The 17,539-nt window shown below is 70.6% G+C and carries 11 protein-coding genes; 4 read left to right on the top strand and 7 right to left on the bottom strand.

Annotation, left to right across the window (positions count from 1 at the left end; all coding sequences use genetic code 11):
* The first annotated feature begins 83 nt into the window (after positions 1-83).
* Entirely contained in the window at positions 84-1,643 is a 1,560-nt protein-coding gene (locus tag AB5J50_RS35055) for an MFS transporter (protein ID WP_369262457.1), read from the top strand.
* A gap of 147 nt (positions 1,644-1,790) precedes the next feature.
* Entirely contained in the window at positions 1,791-4,757 is a 2,967-nt protein-coding gene (locus AB5J50_RS35050) for an AAA family ATPase (RefSeq protein WP_369262455.1), read from the top strand.
* A gap of 97 nt (positions 4,758-4,854) precedes the next feature.
* Here AB5J50_RS35050 and serA read toward each other — a convergent pair whose 3' ends face one another.
* The 6 genes from serA to AB5J50_RS35020 all read right to left on the bottom strand — a co-directional run bounded on the left by serA (position 4,855) and on the right by AB5J50_RS35020 (position 14,862).
* A complete protein-coding gene (gene serA / locus AB5J50_RS35045) occupies positions 4,855-6,444 on the bottom strand; it encodes a phosphoglycerate dehydrogenase (RefSeq protein WP_327431936.1) in 1,590 nt (529 codons plus the stop codon).
* A gap of 287 nt (positions 6,445-6,731) precedes the next feature.
* Positions 6,732-7,730: a ketol-acid reductoisomerase gene (ilvC, locus tag AB5J50_RS35040; RefSeq protein WP_327431935.1), complete on the bottom strand. Its 999-nt coding sequence runs from the start codon at positions 7,728-7,730 to the stop codon at positions 6,732-6,734.
* 115 nt (positions 7,731-7,845) lie between these two features.
* Positions 7,846-8,373 (bottom strand): acetolactate synthase small subunit, encoded by a 528-nt coding sequence (gene ilvN / locus AB5J50_RS35035; RefSeq protein ID WP_327431934.1) that lies wholly within the window; start codon positions 8,371-8,373, stop codon positions 7,846-7,848.
* Positions 8,374-8,399: 26 nt separating this feature from the next.
* The gene (locus AB5J50_RS35030) at positions 8,400-10,247 is read right to left on the bottom strand and encodes an acetolactate synthase large subunit (RefSeq protein WP_369262452.1); all 1,848 of its coding nucleotides are present in this window, start codon (positions 10,245-10,247) and stop codon (positions 8,400-8,402) included.
* Between the two features lie 244 nt (positions 10,248-10,491).
* Positions 10,492-13,689 (bottom strand): putative bifunctional diguanylate cyclase/phosphodiesterase, encoded by a 3,198-nt coding sequence (locus AB5J50_RS35025; RefSeq protein ID WP_369262451.1) that lies wholly within the window; start codon positions 13,687-13,689, stop codon positions 10,492-10,494.
* Between the two features lie 231 nt (positions 13,690-13,920).
* On the bottom strand, positions 13,921-14,862 hold the full coding sequence (locus AB5J50_RS35020) for a 2-hydroxyacid dehydrogenase (protein ID WP_369262449.1): 942 nt from the start codon (positions 14,860-14,862) through the stop codon (positions 13,921-13,923).
* 75 nt (positions 14,863-14,937) lie between these two features.
* On the opposite strand from AB5J50_RS35020, the gene AB5J50_RS35015 reads away from it, so the two are divergent.
* Complete coding sequence (locus AB5J50_RS35015; protein WP_327431930.1) at positions 14,938-15,945, top strand: aldo/keto reductase; 1,008 nt, start codon at positions 14,938-14,940, stop codon at positions 15,943-15,945.
* Positions 15,946-16,055: 110 nt separating this feature from the next.
* Positions 16,056-17,225 carry a sorbosone dehydrogenase family protein gene (locus AB5J50_RS35010; protein WP_369262447.1) on the top strand — a complete coding sequence of 390 codons (1,170 nt, stop codon included), beginning with the start codon at positions 16,056-16,058 and terminating at the stop codon, positions 17,223-17,225.
* A 29-nt stretch (positions 17,226-17,254) separates the two neighbouring features.
* On the opposite strand, the gene AB5J50_RS35005 is transcribed toward AB5J50_RS35010, so the two are convergent.
* A complete protein-coding gene (locus AB5J50_RS35005) occupies positions 17,255-17,533 on the bottom strand; it encodes a DUF6191 domain-containing protein (protein WP_369262445.1) in 279 nt (92 codons plus the stop codon).
* Between the last annotated feature and the right edge of the window lie 6 nt (positions 17,534-17,539).

Genomic DNA, 17,539 nt, shown 5'->3' with positions numbered 1-17,539 from the left:
AACCGTCCCAGACCGACGTCCTAATCAATCGTCTTACACATTCGTACTAGACAAGCGTTTAAGACGCTCGTACAGTTCCTGCCATGACGAAGAACTCGACGAACCCGACGAGCTCCACCCCCGCCCCCGGCGCCCTCGCCGGCCGCCGCGAATGGACCGCCCTCGGCGTCCTGATGCTTCCGCTGCTCCTGGTCTCGATGGACGTCTCGGTCCTCTACTTCGCGATCCCCGCGATCAGCGCGGACCTGGAGCCGAGCGGCACCCAGCAGCTCTGGATCTTCGACATCTACGCGTTCGTGCTCGCCGGTCTGCTGATGACGATGGGCTCGCTCGGCGACCGCATCGGCCGCCGCAAGCTCCTCCTCTTCGGCGCCGCCGCCTTCGGCACCGCCTCGGTGATAGCGGCGTACGCCAACAGCGCCGAGACCCTGATCGCGGCCCGCGCGCTCCTCGGCATCGGCGGCGCGACCCTGATGCCGTCGACGATGGCGATCATCCGCACGATGTTCACGGACCCCGGTCAGCGCGCGAAGGCGATCGGTATGTGGTCCGGCGTCATGACCGGTGGTATCGCGCTCGGTTCGGTGATGAGCGGCGTCCTCGTCGAGTACTTCTGGTGGGGCTCGGTCTTCCTGGTCAACCTGCCCGCGATGGTGCTGCTGCTGGTCCTCGGCCCGATCCTGCTGCCCGAGTCCAAGAACCCGGAGCCCGGCCGCTTCGACCTGCTCAGCGTGCCTCTGTCGATGGCCGCGGTCCTGCCCGTCATCTACGGCATCAAGGAGATCCCGTCCGAGGGCTGGAACGTCCGGTACGTCGTCTCGATCACCGTCGGCCTGGTCTTCGCCGTCCTCTTCGTCCACCGCCAGCGCACCGCGAAGTCCCCGCTGATCTCCCCGGCCCTGTTCCGCGGCCACGGCTTCGCCCCCGCCGTCGTCCTCAACCTCATCGCTTCCTTCGGGATGCTGGGTTCGGCGTACTTCACCACCCAGTACCTCCAGTCCGTGCTCGGCAAGAGCTCCATGGAGGCCGCGCTGTGGGCGCTGCTCCCCACCGTGCTGGTCGGCGTGGCCGCTCCGGTCGCCGCGCAGCTCGTGCAGAAGGGCGTGCACCGCGCCTACGTGGTCTCCGGCGGCTTCGTCACCGCCGCGTGCGGCTACGGGCTGCTGGCGCTCGCCGGCACCGACTCGATGTGGCTCGTCCTGGCCGGCGCGGGCGTCCTCGCCTCGGGAATCGTCACCGTGATGTCCCAGATGATGGACCTGGCGCTGGGCACCGTCCCCGTCGGCAACGCGGGCGCCGCCTCCTCCCTGCTGGAGACGGGCGCGGAGTTCGGCGGCGCCCTGGGCATGGCCGTCCTCGGCTCCATCGGCACCGCGGTCTACCGCCACGACATCCCGTCCGGCGCCCCGGCCGCGGCCCACGAGACCCTCGGCGGCGCCCTGGCCGTCGCCCACCAACTGCCGGGCGACGCGGGCCAGGCCCTGGCAACGGCCGCGCGCGAGGCGTTCACCAGCGGTATGCAGGCCGCGGCCGTCGCGGGCGTGATTCTGCTGCTGGCCGCGGCGGCCCTGGCCACGACGACGCTCCGCAAGGTCCACGTCCACAAGTCCGAGGCCCCGGAAGGCGCGGAGTCCCTCGTCTGAGGGGGCTGCGCCCCCAGACCCCCGCTTAAAAGATTGCGCAGTTCCCCGCGCCCCTTAAGGGGCGCGGGGAACTGCGCGAGCAACCCCCACCGGCCCGCAGCCAACGGACAAGCCCACCCTGTCAGTCCCGCATGCCAGGATGGCCCTGTGGCACAGACATTCGGTACGCCGTTCATCGGCCGGGAAGACGAACTCGCCCGGCTCACCGGCGTGCTGGAGCGGGCCCAGGCAGGCGACCCCCGCGCCGTCCTGGTCGCGGGCGACGCCGGCGTCGGCAAGACCCGCACGCTGGCGGAAGCCGCCACCCAGGCCGCGGCCACCGGCATGACGGTCCTCACCGGTCACTGTGTGGACCTGGGCGACGTGGGCCTGCCGTACCTGCCGTTCACGGAGATCCTCGGCGTCCTGGCCGCCGACGACCGGTTCGCCCCCGCCTTCGCGGCGCACCCGGCCGTGGACCGCCTCCTCGGCAGCGGCACCGGCAACGCGCCGGACCCGGGCAGCCGACTGCAACTCTTCGAGGGCATGGCCGGCCTCCTCGCCGACCTCGCCGACATCACCCCGCTCCTGCTGATCCTCGAAGACCTCCACTGGGCCGACCAGTCGTCCCGGGACCTGCTCCGTTTCCTGCTCAGCCGCGGCCTCCTCCAGCGCCCGCGACCCGGCGCCCCCGCCCACCGCCTGGCGGTCTTCGCCTCGTACCGCGCGGACGACCTGCACCGCCGCCACCCCTTGCGTCCCCTCCTCGCCGAGCTGATCCGGCTGCCCGCCGTCGACCGGGTGGAGCTGCGGCCGATGGCGGACGCCGAAGTGGCCCGTCTCGTAAGGGCGTTGGGCACGGACCCGCTGCCGGACGCCACGGTCCGCCGTATCGTCGACCGCGCCGAGGGCAACGCCTTCTACGCGGAGGAGCTGCTCGCCGCCCTGCCCGGCGACTTCGACCCGGCCTCGCCCGCCATGCCGAGCGGTCTGGCCGACGTCCTCCTCATCCGCATCGAGCAGCTCTCCGAGACCGCCCAGCAGGTGCTGCGTACGGCCGCCGTCGCAGGGCGCCGCGTCGAGCACGACCTGCTGCGGGACGCCGTACAACTGCCGGAGGACGAGCTGGAGTCCGCGCTGCGCGAGGCCGTGGGCCGGCAGCTGCTGGTCCCCGACGACGACGCCACGTACTCGTTCCGGCACGCCCTCACCCGCGAGGCGGTGTACGCCGATCTGCTGCCCGGCGAGCGGGTCAGACTGCACGGGGCGTTCGCCGGACTCCTTGCCGGGCACAGCCGTTCGGCGGAGCGCGCGGCGGAGCGGGCCCACCACTCGCGCGAGAGTCACGATCTCGCCGACGCGCTCACAGCCTCACTCGAAGCCGCCGACCACGCCCAGCGGGTCGGCGCGCCCGCCGAGGAACTGCGCCACCTGGAGACGGCACTTGAGGTGTGGCCCGCGGTGGACGCCGCCGCCCGCCCGGAGGACGGCGACTCGGTGACCCTCACCCTGCGCGCCTCCGCGGCCGCCGCGCGCGCCGGCGAGACCCACCGGGCGGTCCACCTCACCCGCTCCGCCCTCGCCAGGGCCGGCTCGGACGCGGACTCCGAACTCGCCGCCCGCGTCCGCTACACGCTCGCGGGCAACCTGCTGCGCATCGACAACCTGACGGCCGCCTTCACGTACAGCAGCGAGGCGCTCGCCATGATCCCCGCCGACCCCCCGTCGTACACCTGGGTGTGGGCGGCGGCGACCCACGTCATGGCGGCGCGGTACGTGGGGCAGGACGAGGACGCCGAGCGGGTCGCCCGGCAGGCGCTGCGCATTGCCGAGGAGCTCCGGCTGGCCGACGCCCAGGCCGACTTGATGATCTCCCTGGTCGGCCTGGAAGCGCAGAACCGGCGTACGCCGCAGGGCCGGGACCGGCTGCGGGCGGCCCGCGAGCTGGCCCGGGGCGCCGGCAACATCCCGGTCGAGATGCGCGCGCTCTACAGCCTGGCCGTCGGGTGCTACGAATCCGGTGACCTCGACGAGTGTCTGACCTCGCTCACCGACGGCCTGGACCGCGCCCGCCGCGCCGGTCTCCTCTCCTCCCCGTACGCCCTGGAGCTGCGCTACCTCCAGTCCCTGGTGCTCTACACGCTGGGCCGCTGGGACGAGTGCACGCGAGCGGCCGCCGCGGACGCCGAACGGCTGCCCGCTGCGGGCGGGTTCGCGATCGGGCCCGCCCTGTATGTCGCCCTGGCGCGCGGCGATCAGGACGCCGCCGACCGTGCCCGCGCCCTCCTCGACGGGCCGTTCGACTGGATGGCCACCCTCGTCGCGGGCATCGTGCTGACCGACGACGCCGCCGTACGAGGGGACGCCGAGGGCGCCGTCGAGTGGATGCGCGGCACCATCGCGAGGATCACCAACGACACGGCCACCGACCGGCCCGACGTCGGTGTGCGGCTCGCCGCGCTCGCCCTGTCCGCGGTCGCCGACACGACCGTGGAGCTGCGGCTGACCGGCGACGAGGCGGGGGCGCGCCGCTGGGCCGACACCGCCACCGAGCTGGTGGAGGTGGCCCGGGCCACGGCGGCCAAGGGCGAGGACGGCTCCCGGCAGGGCCCGGAGGGGCTGGCATGGCTGGCCCGCGCCGAGGCGGAGTGGCTGCGCGCGCGGTCGGGGCCGGACGTGGCGGCCTGGGAGAAGGCCGTCGCCGCGTTCGGGTACGGCGATCCGTACGAGCTGGCGCGCTGCGGGCGACGGCTGGCCGAGGCACTGTTGGCGGCGGACCGCCGTGAGGAGGCGGCCGAGCGGGCGCGCGAGGCCCACGACACCGCCGTGCGCCTCGGTGCGGTGCCGCTGCGCGAGGCCCTGGACGCCCTCATCCGGCGCGGGCGGCTCGCCGGGGCGCCGTCCGGTGCGGAGCGGATTCCCGTGCTGACCGCCCGCGAGGGCGATGTCCTGCGGTTGCTCACCCGAGGGCGGACCAACCGTCAGATCGGCGAAGAGCTGTTCATCACGGGCAAGACGGCGAGCGTGCACGTGTCCAACATCCTGGCCAAGCTGGGGGCCGCGAGCCGCACGGAGGCCGTGGCCATCGCCTATCGCGAGGGCCTGGTCGAGCCCGGGGCGACAGCGTCCACGTGACATCCCGTACGACCGAGGGCCGGGCCACCCGAAGGTGCCCCGGCCCTCAACTGCCGTACAGGAAGCCGTCGTACAGGACGGCGTCGTGCAAGGAACCTCAGACGAGGTTCACCGACCGCGCCGACGTGGCGCCGATCTCCTCGGCGACCTCGGACAGGACGGCCTGCGGGACCGTGTCGTCGACGGTGAGGACCGCGAGGGCCTCGCCGCCGACGGCCGCGCGGGCGACCTGCATGCCGGCGATGTTGATGCCCGCCTCGCCGAAGATGCGGCCGACGGTGCCGACGACACCGGGACGGTCCTCGTAGCTCAGCACGACCATGTGGTCGGCGAGGGCCAGGTCCACGTCGTAGTCGCCGACCGCGACGATCTTCTGGAGGTGCTTGGGACCGGCGAGCGTGCCGGAGACCGAGACCTCCTGGCCGTCGCTGAGCGTGCCGCGCACGGTGACGACGTTGCGGTGGTCCGGGGACTCGCTCGACGTGGTCAGACGGACCTCGACGCCGCGCTCCTGCGCGAACAGCGGGGCGTTGACGTACGACACCGTCTCGTCGACGACGTCCTCGAAGACGCCCTTGAGCGCGGAGAGTTCGAGCACCTTGACGTCGTGCTGGGTGATCTCGCCGTACACCTCGACGTCGAGGCGGACCGCGACCTCGCCCGCGAGGGCGGTGAAGATGCGGCCGAGGCGCTCGGCGAGCGGCAGGCCCGGCTTGACGTCCTCGGCGATGACGCCGCCCTGGACGTTCACCGCGTCCGGGACCAGCTCACCGGCGAGGGCGAGGCGCACCGAGCGGGCGACGGAGATACCGGCCTTCTCCTGCGCCTCGTCCGTGGAGGCGCCGAGGTGCGGGGTGCAGACGACCTCGTCGAGCTCGAAGAGCGGGGAGTCCGTGCAGGGCTCCTTGGAGTACACGTCCAGGCCGGCGCCGGCGACGCGGCCCTCCTTGAGCGCCGAGTACAGCGCCACCTCGTCGACGATCCCGCCACGCGCGGCGTTGACGATCCGCACCGACGGCTTGACCTTGTGCAGCGCCTCGTCGCCGATGAGACCGACCGTCTCGGGGGTCTTCGGCAGGTGCACGGTGATGAAGTCGGAGACCTCGAGCAGCTCGTCGAGCGAGAGGACCTTGACGCCCATCTGCGCGGCGCGCGCGGGCTGTACGTAGGGGTCGTACGCGACGACCTTCATGCCGAAGGCCGACATGCGCTGCGCGACCAGGGCGCCGATGCGGCCGAGGCCGACGACACCGAGGGTCTTCTCGGCCAGCTCGACGCCCGTGTACTTCGAGCGCTTCCACTCGCCGTTCTTCAGCGCCGTGTTGGCCTGGGGGATGTGGCGCGCGGTGGCCAGCAGCAGACCGCAGGCCAGCTCGGCCGCGGTCACGATGTTGGAGGTGGGGGCGTTGACGACCATCACGCCGGCCTTGGTGGCGGCGGAGACGTCCACGTTGTCCAGGCCGACGCCGGCTCGTGCGACGACCTTCAGCTTCTTGGCGGCGGCGACTGCCTCGGCGTCGACCTTGGTGGCCGAACGGATCAGGATCGCGTCGACGTCGGCGATCGCGGGCAGCAGCTCGGCGCGGTCCGCGCCGTTGCAGTGCCGGATCTCGAAGTCCGGGCCCAGGGCGTCGACGGTCGCGGGCGACAGCTCTTCAGCGATGAGTACGACAGGTTTCGAGCTCACGTGAGTCCTCACAGGTCCAATGCGGACGGCCGTCCCGACGGCCGCAGGCGGTGGAGGGTTGTCGCGGCCCCTCGGGGTCGCTTGAGCCGCGTGGAAGACGCACGACGCTGTGGGCCTGACGCGTATGTTGTGCAGCAGTGTAGTGGCGTCGCGGTGGTCGTCTTACGCCGCTGCGGAAGGATCACCCGTCCGTGGCTGGACGGGATGGACAACGCCGAGTTCACCGGCGTTACCCGGGGTTCGACGAAGGGGCCGGGGCGTCATGCCCCGGCCCCCCGTCGTACGGCTTACGCCTCGTCGTTCACCCACGACATGAGCTTGCGGAGCTCCTTGCCGGTGGTCTCCAGGAGGCTCTTCTCGTCCTGGCTCTTGTACTCGTTGTACTTCTTCAGACCGCCGTGGTACTCGGCCATCCACTCACGGGCGAACGTCCCGTCCTGGATCTCGGCGAGGACCTTCTTCATCTCGGCCTTGGTGGCGTCCGTGATGATGCGGGGACCGGTGACGTAGTCGCCCCACTCGGCGGTCTCGGAGACCGACCAGCGCATCTTCTCCAGGCCGCCCTCGTACATGAGGTCGACGATGAGCTTCAGCTCGTGCAGGCACTCGAAGTAGGCGATCTCCGGCTGGTAACCCGCCTCGGTCAGCGTCTCGAAGCCCGCCTTGACCAGCGCGGCCGTACCACCACAGAGGACGGCCTGCTCACCGAACAGGTCGGTCTCGGTCTCCTCGGTGAAGGTCGTCTTGATGACGCCGGCGCGGGTGCCGCCGATGCCCTTGGCGTACGACAGCGCCAGCGGGAACGCGGAACCGGTCGCGTCCTGCTCGACGGCCGCGATGCAGGGAACGCCGCGACCCTCCTCGTACTGGCGGCGGACGAGGTGGCCCGGGCCCTTGGGGGCGACCATGCAGACGTCGATGCCGGCCGGGGGCTTGATGAAGCCGAATCGGATGTTCAGGCCGTGGCCGAAGAACAGCGCGTCGCCGTCCTTCAGGTTGTCCTTGATGGACTCCTCGTAGACCTGGGCCTGGATCGGGTCCGGCACCAGGATCATGATGACGTCGGCCTCGGCGGCGGCCTCCGACGGCGTCACCACGCGCAGGCCCTGCTCCTCGGCCTTCGCCTTGGACTTGGAGCCCTCGTGCAGACCGACGCGGACGTCGACACCCGAGTCGCGCAGCGACAGCGCGTGGGCGTGGCCCTGGCTGCCGTAGCCGATGACCGCGACCTTGCGGCCCTGGATGATGGACAGGTCGGCGTCGTCGTCGTAGAACAGCTCGGCCACTGGGGTTCTCCTTGGTGTGCGGTGTTGCGTCCCACCGTACGGCGGGCGGGGGAAGGGAAGTTTTCGGGTCTCGGTATACGGGCGGTCGGTGATCACCGACCGCCCCTACCAAGGATCAGGCTGATCGGTCCAGCGCGCGCAGCGACCGGTCCGTGATCGAACGCGCCCCGCGTCCGATCGCGATCGTGCCTGACTGGACGAGCTCCTTGATGCCGAACGGCTCCAGCATCTTGAGCATGGCCTCCAGCTTGTCGCTGCCGCCGGTGGCCTCGATGGTGACGGCCTCCGGGGAGACGTCCACGGTCTTGGCGCGGAACAGCTGGACGATCTCGACGATCTGGGAGCGCGTCTCGTTGTCGGCGCGCACCTTCACCAGAACGAGTTCGCGCTGAACCGCCGAGGACGGCTCCAGCTCGACGATCTTCAGGACATTGACGAGCTTGTTGAGCTGCTTGGTGACCTGTTCGAGCGGGAGTGCCTCGATCACGTTCACCACGATGGTGATGCGGGAGATCTCGGGGTGCTCGGTGACACCGACCGCGAGCGAGTCGATGTTGAAGCCGCGCCGCGAGAACAGGGCGGTGATCCGGGCAAGGACACCGGGCTTGTTCTCGACCAGGACGGAGAGCGTGTGCTTGGACATGGGTCTCGTTCCTTTTCCTACGGCTCTCAGTCGTCTTCGTTGTCGCCGAAGTCGGGGCGGACGTCCCGGGCGGCCATGATCTCGTCGTTCGAGGTGCCGGCGGCGACCATCGGCCACACCATCGCGTCCTCGTGGACGATGAAGTCGATCACGACCGGGCGGTCGTTGATCGAGTTCGCCTCTTCGATGACCTTGTCGAGGTCGTCCACGGACTCGCAGCGGATCGCGTAGCAGCCCATGGCCTCCGACAGCTTCACGAAGTCGGGGACGCGGGTGCCCCTGGCCTCCGGGTTGACGTCCTCGGGCCCGGAGTGCAGCACGGTGTTGGAGTAGCGCTGGTTGTAGAAGAGGGTCTGCCACTGGCGGACCATCCCGAGGGCGCCGTTGTTGATGATGGCGACCTTGATCGGGATGTTGTTCAGGGCGCAGGTGGTGAGCTCCTGATTGGTCATCTGGAAGCAGCCGTCACCGTCGATCGCCCAGACCGTACGGTCCGGCCGGCCCGCCTTGGCGCCCATCGCGGCCGGGACCGCGTAGCCCATCGTTCCGGCGCCGCCGGAGTTCAGCCAGGTCGCGGGCTGCTCGTACTGGACGTAGTGCGCGGCCCACATCTGGTGCTGGCCGACGCCCGCCGCGAAGATCGTGCCCTCGGGCGCGAGCTGCCCGATGCGCTCGATGACCTGCTGCGGCGAGAGCGAGCCGTTCTCCGGCTGGTCATAGCCGAGGGGGTACGTCTCGCGCCAGCGGTTCAGATCGTTCCACCAGGCGGTGTAGTCGCCGGCGTGACCCTCGCTGTGCTCCTTCTGCACGGCCTGGACCAGGTCGGCGATGACCTCGCGGGCGTCACCGACGATCGGCACGTCCGCGGCGCGGTTCTTGCCGATCTCCGCCGGGTCGATGTCGGCGTGCACGATCTTGGCGTACGGCGCGAAGCTGTCCAGCTTGCCGGTGACACGGTCGTCGAAGCGGGCTCCGAGGGCGACGATCAGGTCGGCCTTCTGTAGCGCGGTGACGGCGGTGACCGCACCGTGCATGCCCGGCATTCCCACGTGCAGCGGGTGGCTGTCGGGGAATGCGCCGAGCGCCATCAGGGTGGTGGTGACGGGCGCTCCGGTGAGTTCTGCGAGGACCTTCAGCTCGGCGGTGGCCTTCGCCTTGAGGACGCCGCCGCCGACGTAGAGGACGGGCCGCTTCGCCTGGGTGATCAGCTTCGCGGCCTCGCGGATCTGCTTGGCGTGCGGCTTGGTCACCGGGCGGTAGCCGGGCAGGTCCTGGGTGGGCGGCCACTGGAAGGTGGTCTGCGCCTGGAGGGCGTCCTTGGCGATGTCGACGAGGACGGGACCCGGGCGGCCGGTGGAGGCGATGTGGAAGGCCTCCGCGATCGTCCGCGGGATGTCCTCGGCCTTGGTCACCAGGAAGTTGTGCTTGGTGATCGGCATGGTGATGCCGACGATGTCCGCCTCCTGGAAGGCGTCCGTGCCGATCGCCTTGGACGCGACCTGGCCGGTGATCGCGACCATGGGCACGGAGTCCATGTGAGCGTCGGCGATCGGCGTCACCAGGTTGGTGGCACCCGGGCCGCTCGTGGCCATGCACACACCGACCCTGCCGGTGGCCTGCGCGTAACCGGTGGCCGCGTGACCCGCGCCCTGCTCGTGGCGGACGAGCACGTGCCGCACGCGCTTCGAGTCCATCAGCGGGTCGTAGGCCGGGAGGATCGCACCGCCGGGAATGCCGAATACCGTGTCGGCCCCGACCTCCTCAAGCGAGCGGATGAGGGACTGCGCACCCGTGACGTGCTCGGGGGCGGACTGCTGTCCTCCGGAACGGGGCCGCGGCTGCGGATGGTGGGCCCCGGTGGCCTGCTCGGTCATCGGCATTCTCTTCTCGATGCTGAGGGTTTTTGCGAGTTTTGTGCGGGTGTGCGGTTGTTGCTCGACAGGCACCTGTGCAACAAAAAACCCCTCGTGCCGTGAGGCAAGCGAGGGGAGCGCGCCGGGTGCGGTCGCTGGGTGTTCCGGGTCGGTCCGGTGGTCACCAGCTTCAGCCGACGCGCTTTCCAAGTACGAGAATTCGGGTGCGCATGGCATTGACCCTCCCCCCGGCACGCACTGACTGTCAAGTGGGTGGGACGGGAGTCTCATTATGTGAGCGGAGGGCCGTACCGCCCCCGAAAACTGCGGGCACACCACTCGTATACACCCCTGAGCCGCCGCCCGCGAACGCCGGCTCGACCGGCCCGTGCGGCACCGGATAGTGGCCGGAAGACAGCGCCCGGCGCAGCCGGTACTCATCCAGCGGCCCGGAGAAGGCCATGCCCTGCCCGTGCGTGCAGCCCATCGCGCGCAGGGCGATGACCTGCTCCGGAAGGTCCACCCCGTCGGCCACGGACTGGAGCCCCAGGTCGGTGGCGATCCGCAGCAGCCCGCTGGTGATCTTGTGCAGCCGGGCGGACTCGACGACCCCTTCGACGAGACCCCTGTCGAGCTTGAGCACGTCGACGGGGAGCCTTCTGAGGGCCGTGATGGCGGCATAGCCGCTGCCGAAGCCGTCCAGGGCGACCCGGACGCCGAGCCGCCTGAGCGCGTTCAGCCGGCGCTCCAGCTCGTCCAGGGAGACCCGGGGGTCGGTGTCGGACAGCTCGACGATCAGGGCACCGGAGGGCAGCCCGTGCCGGGTCAGCAGGGCTTCCACGGAGCCGAGGGGCATCGAGCGGTCCAGCAGCCGCCGGGCGTTCATCCGGACGGCGACGGGCACGGTGACGCCCGCGGCGGCGCGCTGGGCGGCCTGCTGAACGGCTTCTTCGAGCATCCAGCGGCCCAGCTCGGCGGTCTTGTCGCTGTCCTCGGCGACCCGCAGGAACTCGGCGGGCGTGAACAGCACGCCCTGGGAGGAGCGCCAGCGCGCCTTGGAGGTGACCGATGTGATCCGGCCGTTGTCGAGGGACACCACGGGCTGGTGCAGCAGGGTGAACTCGCCGTCCTGAAGGGCGGAGCGCAACCGGGTGGCCAGCTCCGCCTTCCGTACGACGTCCTGCTGCATCTGGGGCGCGTACAGCTCGACGCGTCCCTTGCCCGCCGCTTTGGCGCGGTACATGGCCAGGTCGGCGTTGCGTTGCAGCTCACCCGCGCCGAGGCCCGGTTCGGCGAAGGCCACGCCGATGGACGCGGCGACCCGGACATCGTTGCCGTCGATGGCGTACGGCTGCGAGAGCCTGACCCTGAGCCGGTCGGCGAGCTCCAGGATGTGGCGCTCACGCGCGCTGCGGTCGCGGGTGCCGTCGCCGACGATCAGGGCCGCGAACTCGTCGCCGCCGAGGCGGGCGGCGGTGTCGCCGTGCCGCACCGAGTCCTGGAGTCTGCGGGCGGCCTGGACGAGGAGCTCGTCGCCGGCCTGGTGCCCGATCGTGTCGTTGACGGCCTTGAAGCCGTCGAGGTCGATGAAGAGAACGGCCGTGCCACGAGCAGCAGCACCTCGGTCGGTGGAGCGGCGGCCGGACAGGGCCTGCTGGACGCGCTGGGTGAACAGCGCGCGGTTGGGCAGGTCGGTGAGCGGGTCGTGCTCGGCGTTGTGCTGCAACTGCGCCTGCAGGCGGACCCGCTCGGTCACGTCACGGCTGTTGAAGATGAGGCCGCCCTGGTGCCGGTTCACGGTGGACTCCACATTGAGCCAGCCGCCGTCGCCGGACCTGAAACGGCACTCGATCCGGGTGGTGGGTTCCTCGGTGTGGCTGGCGGCCAAGAAACGTCGTACTTCGTGAACTACGCAGCCAAGGTCTTCGGGGTGGATGAGCGAAGCGAGCTCATTGCCGACGAGTTCGTCGGCGTCGCGTCCGTAGACCCCGGCGGCTGCCGGGCTGACGTACCTCAGGATCCCGTTGGGCGCGGCGATCATGATGACATCGCTGGAGCCCTGCACCAGGGAGCGGAAGTGGTTCTCCTTCTGGGCCAGCTCCTGGGTGAGGGTGATGTTGTCGAGCAGCATGATGCCCTGGCGCACGACGAGGGCGAGCACGACCAGGCCGGCGGTGATGAGCACCACGCGGTCCACGTTGCGCCCGTTGAGGACGTTGTAGAGGATGCCCAGCGTGCAGACGGCGGCGGCCAGGTAGGGCGTGAGCGCGGCCAGCGAACCGGCGATCGGGCGCGTGGCCGGGTACCGGTTGTGGCCTCCTCCCTGCGGGAGCACGTACGCGTGCTCCCCTTGCTGACCCTCTTGCCGTTGCACTTGCTGTCCGAGCTGCCCTTGCTGTCCGTGCTGTCTGTCTTGGTGCTGCCCCTCTTGGCGCTGCCCCGGGATGTGTTCGTGCACCACGCGCGCGTGCCCGTCGTCGTCCGGCTGCCCATGCCGGGTGCCGACCCAGGGGGCGTACGCGAGGAGCAGCGAGCCGGCGAACCATCCCGCGTCGAGGAGCTGACCGGAGTGGTAGTTGTTGTGCAGGAGGGGCGAGGTGAACAGGGCGTCGCACATCACGGTCAGGGCGAGTGCCCCGATCGCCGTGTTCACCGCCGATCTGTTCACCGACGAGCGTCGGAAATGGAGCGCGAGCACCATGCTGACCAGCGCGATGTCCAGCAGCGGGTACGCCAGCGACAGCGCGGTGTGCGCGACGCTCGGCCCGTCGAACTTCGCGGCCTGGGCGAGCGCGAGGCTCCAGGACAGCGTGAGCAGCGAGCCGCCGATCAGCCAGGCGTCCAGCGCGAGGCACACCCAACCCGCCTTGGTGACGGGCCTCTTGGCGAGCACGAGCAGTCCTACGATGGCGGGTGGCGCGAAGCACAGGAAGAACAGGTCGGCACAGCTCGGGCTGGGCACTGGGCGGTCGAGGACGACCTCGTACCACCCCCACACCAGGTTGCCGAGCGAGGCCATGGCGGAGGAGAGCGCGAACAGCAGCCACGCGGGTCGAAAGCGGCTGCGGCGACTGCGGGCATAGCGGAAGCAGGAGACCGCCGCGGCGCCGGCGGCGGCGCTCAGCCCGAAGTCACCCATGATCAGCGCGAGGCTCGCGGAGCCCCAGCCGAGCGCGGAACCGACGGCGTATCCCGCGCACACCAGGGCCAGTACGAGTTGCGAGAACAGGCCCGTCCCGCCGCCGAGTGCCGGCCGACGGGTCAGCAGCGCTCCGGGGGAGCTCACCGGGCCCACCCTGTCCGCACCCCGGGGTCCCGCTGGTCCCCGTGCGCTGGGTGCGCATGCCTCCGGCGGCCGCTGTGCCTGCGGTGGTGATGGCCGCCGTGGCCGCTGTGGCCGCGTCTGCGCGTGGCCGCGCGCCAGGGTCGTCGGCGGCCCCGCCGCGTCGGATCGTTGCTCCATAGGCCGTGCATCGCCCGTCGCCCCCCTCGCAGTCTGAAATGTCCGTCCCCGGCGCCGAACGGTGCGCGGCGCAGCCCCTGTCGGGACGATACACCAGTCTCGTCACTCAGGGACATAGTTCCTCTACGCTCCGTGACGACCAGGGAGGATGTCGGTACTGCCCGCATTCGGGGAACTGCGGAGGGTGCTCGAAGCGAACGGGAAGCGGACGAGGCGCGGACGGAACGCGACTCAAGCGCCGGTAGTGAGGACCACGTTGCGCAGCGGCTCCCGGTTCACGAAACGGTTCAACTGGTCCACCAGGAGCCGCTTGGCTCGCGGCAGGAACGCCGAGGTGGGCCCGCCGACATGGGGGCTGATGAGCACGCCGGGCGCGTGCCACAAGGGGTGTCCCTGGGGCAGCGGCTCGGGATCGGTGACGTCGAGGGCCGCGGTGATGCGCCCGCTCTCCAGCTCGGCGAGGAGCGCCTTGGTGTCGACGACGGGGCCGCGGGCGACGTTCACGAGGAGCGCGCCGTCCTTCATCCGGGACAGGAAACCGGCGTTCACCAGGCCACGCGTGCTGTTCGTGAGGGGCGTCGACAGGATCACTACGTCGGCCTCGGGCAGCAGAGAAGGCAGTTCCGTGAGCGGATGCACAGGACCGCGCGCCGTGGTGCGCTCGGAGCGCGCGACGCGCGCCACCCGCGCGAGCTCGAAGGGCGCGAGCCGGTCCTCGATCGCGGACCCGATCGACCCGTACCCGACGATCAGTACGGTCTTGTCGGCCAGCGCCGGATAGAACCCCGAGCGCCACTCCTCCTTGTCCTGGGCCCGTACGAAACCGGGGACGCCCCGCAGCGAGGCGAGGATCAGCGTGAGGGTGAGCTCGGCGGTGCTCGCCTCGTGCACCCCGCGGGCGTTGCACAACTGCACGCCCGGGCGCAGGAACTTGAGGCTCGGCTGGACGTGGTCGACACCGGCGGACAGGGTCTGCACGGCCCGTACCGACCTCATTTCGGACATCGGCCGCTGCGAGACGGCCGGCGGCTTCATATAGGGCACGACGTAGAACACGCAGTCGGCCGGATCCGCGGGAAACTGCTGGTCGCCGTCCCAGAAGAGGTAGTCGAGGCCCTCGGGGAGGCCGTCGATCTCGTCGGCGTGAAACGGAAGCCACACATCGGAAGTCATGGTCAGGAGGCTATGCGAAGCACCCGCGCGCGCAGAGGTTAGTTTGGGGTGCCAGATGAGGGAGGGTGCGGCCAAGTGGAGCGCAGGACGATCGGGGCTGCGGCGCTAGATGTGGGGGCGGTCGGGCTCGGATGCATGCCGATGAGCTGGGCGTACACGGGTTCGCGGCAGCGTGGTGAGGAGTCGCTCCGCGCGGTGCACACGGCGCTCGACCGGGGTTCGACGCTGCTCGACACGGCCGACATGTACGGCCCCTTCACCAACGAGCTGCTGGTGGGGCGGGTGCTCAAGGAGCGGCGCTCCGAGGCCTTCGTGTCGACCAAGGTCGGCCTGCTGGTGGGCGAGCAGCACATTGTGGCCAATGGGCGCCCCGGCTATGTGAAGCGGGCGTGCGACGCGTCGCTGCGGCGCCTCCAGACGGACGTGATCGACCTCTATCAGCTGCACCGCGCGGACCCGGAGGTTCCGGTCGAGGAGACCTGGGGCGCGATGGCCGACCTCGTGTCGGCCGGAAAAGTGCGGTCGCTCGGACTGTGCGCGGTGGGCGCCCGGTCCGCCCGCCGCTCGGGGGCCCGGCTGCATGACGGAACGATCCGGCAGCTGGAGCGGGTGCAACAGGTCTTCCCGGTGAGCGCCGTGGAGGCCGAGCTGTCGGTGTGGTCGACGGAGGCGCTGGACGCGCTGCTGCCGTGGTGCGCGGCGCGCGGGGTCGGCTTCCTGGCCGCGATGCCGCTCGGCAACGGCTTCCTGACCGGCACGCTGACCCCCGGCGAGGGCTTCGAACCCGACGACGTACGCGCCCGCCACCCCCGCTTCACGGCCGAGATGATGGCCGCGAACCAGCCCATAGTCGTAGGGCTGCGGCGCATCGCCCGGCGGCACGGGGACCACGAGAACGCGGTCACGCCCGCGCAGGTGGCACTCGCATGGGTCCTGGCGCAGGGTCCGCACGTGGTCCCGGTACCGGGGGCCAAGCGGGAGCGCTGGGTCACGGAGAACGCGGGCGCGGCCGGCCTGCGGCTGACGGCGGAGGACCTCGCGGAGGTGGCGGGGCTGCCGGGGGCGCGGGGATCCTGGGACTGAGAAGGGTCCTGAGGCTGTACGGGGATTTGCGGATTGCTTGTCCGTGATCGGGAACCCGCGGATCGCGAGCGGTGTATGAACAGTAGGACCGCCGCATCGAAGGGACCTTGATGGTGCAACGTCGAGCAGTGACAGCCGTGTTGGCCGCGGCCGCGCTCCTGATGACGGCCGGATGTTCCTCCGGCGACGGGGGAACGTCGGGCGGCGGGAGCGCGTTCCCGAACGCCAGGAGTACGGAGCCGGGGTCGCCCTCCTCCCAGCAGTCCGCCGAGGCGACACCGCCCGCCAAGGGCTCGGTGAAGGTCCTGCGCACCGTCACCGAGGACCTCGACACCCCTTGGGGCCTCGCGCCGCTGCCCGAGGGCGGACTGCTGGTGTCCTCGCGGGACAAGGGGACGATCACCCGGGTCGACGAGAAGTCCGGCAAGAAGACAGTGATGGGCGAGGTGCCCGGGGTCGCTCCCGCGGGAGAGGGCGGCCTCCTGGGCATCGCGCTCTCCCCGGACTACGCCTCGGACCACATGATCTACGCCTACTTCACGACGGCCTCGGACAACCGCATCGTCCGCATGCTGTACGACGAGAAGAAGCCGCCCGGCGAGCAGCTGGGCGCACCGGACACGATCTTCAAGGGCATCCCCAAGGGAATGATCCACAACGGCGGCCGGATCGCGTTCGGCCCGGACAAGATGCTGTACGCGGGTGCGGGTGAGACCGGTGACCGTGAGCTGGCCCAGGACAAGAAGGCGCTGGGCGGAAAGATCCTGCGGATGACACCGGACGGCGAGCCGGCGCCGGGCAATCCCTTCGGCGACTCGGTGGTCTACTCGTACGGGCATCGCAATGTCCAGGGCCTCGCCTGGGACGACAAACAGCGCCTGTGGGCCTCCGAGTTCGGCCAGGACACCTGGGACGAGCTCAACCAGATCAAGCCGGGTGACAACTACGGCTGGCCGGTGGTCGAGGGCAAGAGCGACAACCCCAAGTACCACAACCCGATCGCCCAGTGGCCCACCGACGACGCCTCCCCCAGCGGCATCGCCTACGCCGAGGGCTCCATATGGATGGCCGGCCTCAAGGGCGAACGCCTGTGGCGCATCCCCTTGAACGGCACAAAGGCCTCCGCCGCCCCCGAGGCCTTCCTGAAGGGCAAGTACGGCCGTCTGCGCACGGTCGTGTCGGCGGGCGGAGACAAGCTCTGGCTGACGACGAGTGAGACAGACGGCCGCGGGAGCCCTGAGAAGGGGGACGACAGGATTCTGGAGGTGGAGGTGAAGTAGGAGCAGAGGTGAAGCAGGCGCGCGGAGCCTCAGGACGCGTCGGGCTCGGACTTGGACTCACGCCCGGACTCGGGCACACGCCCGGACTCCGGCGCACGCTCGGCCACGGGTTCCCCGGCCGTGCCCGCCCGCTCCTGCCCGGGCTCCGGCTTCGGCAGTCGTACGACCACCTTGCCCGAGGACAGGTCTATGGGGCCGCGGCCCGGGTCGCCGTCGTTCAGGTCCACTCGGGTCAGTTCCAGACGTTTGCGTTCATCGTTCGTGTGCTTGCGGCCTGGTGCGAAGAGCTCCTCGAACATGTTGAACACGGCGCC

The organism is Streptomyces sp. R35 (assembly GCF_041053035.1).
Classification (GTDB): Bacteria; Actinomycetota; Actinomycetes; order Streptomycetales; family Streptomycetaceae; genus Streptomyces; species Streptomyces lutosisoli.
Note: the sequence above shows the minus strand (reverse complement) of the source record. Positions and strands in the feature narration are given on the sequence as shown.

Excerpts from the sequence above, each read along its gene's own strand:
- AB5J50_RS35055 (WP_369262457.1), top strand. The coding sequence starts at position 84 with ATGACGAAGAACTCGACGAACCCGACGAGCTCCACCCCCGCCCCCGGC.
- ilvN (WP_327431934.1), bottom strand. The coding sequence starts at position 8,373 with ATGTCCAAGCACACGCTCTCCGTCCTGGTCGAGAACAAGCCCGGTGTC.
- AB5J50_RS35030 (WP_369262452.1), bottom strand. The coding sequence starts at position 10,247 with ATGACCGAGCAGGCCACCGGGGCCCACCATCCGCAGCCGCGGCCCCGT.
- AB5J50_RS35025 (WP_369262451.1), bottom strand. The coding sequence starts at position 13,689 with ATGGAGCAACGATCCGACGCGGCGGGGCCGCCGACGACCCTGGCGCGC.
- AB5J50_RS35020 (WP_369262449.1), bottom strand. The coding sequence starts at position 14,862 with ATGACTTCCGATGTGTGGCTTCCGTTTCACGCCGACGAGATCGACGGC.
- AB5J50_RS35010 (WP_369262447.1), top strand. The coding sequence starts at position 16,056 with ATGGTGCAACGTCGAGCAGTGACAGCCGTGTTGGCCGCGGCCGCGCTC.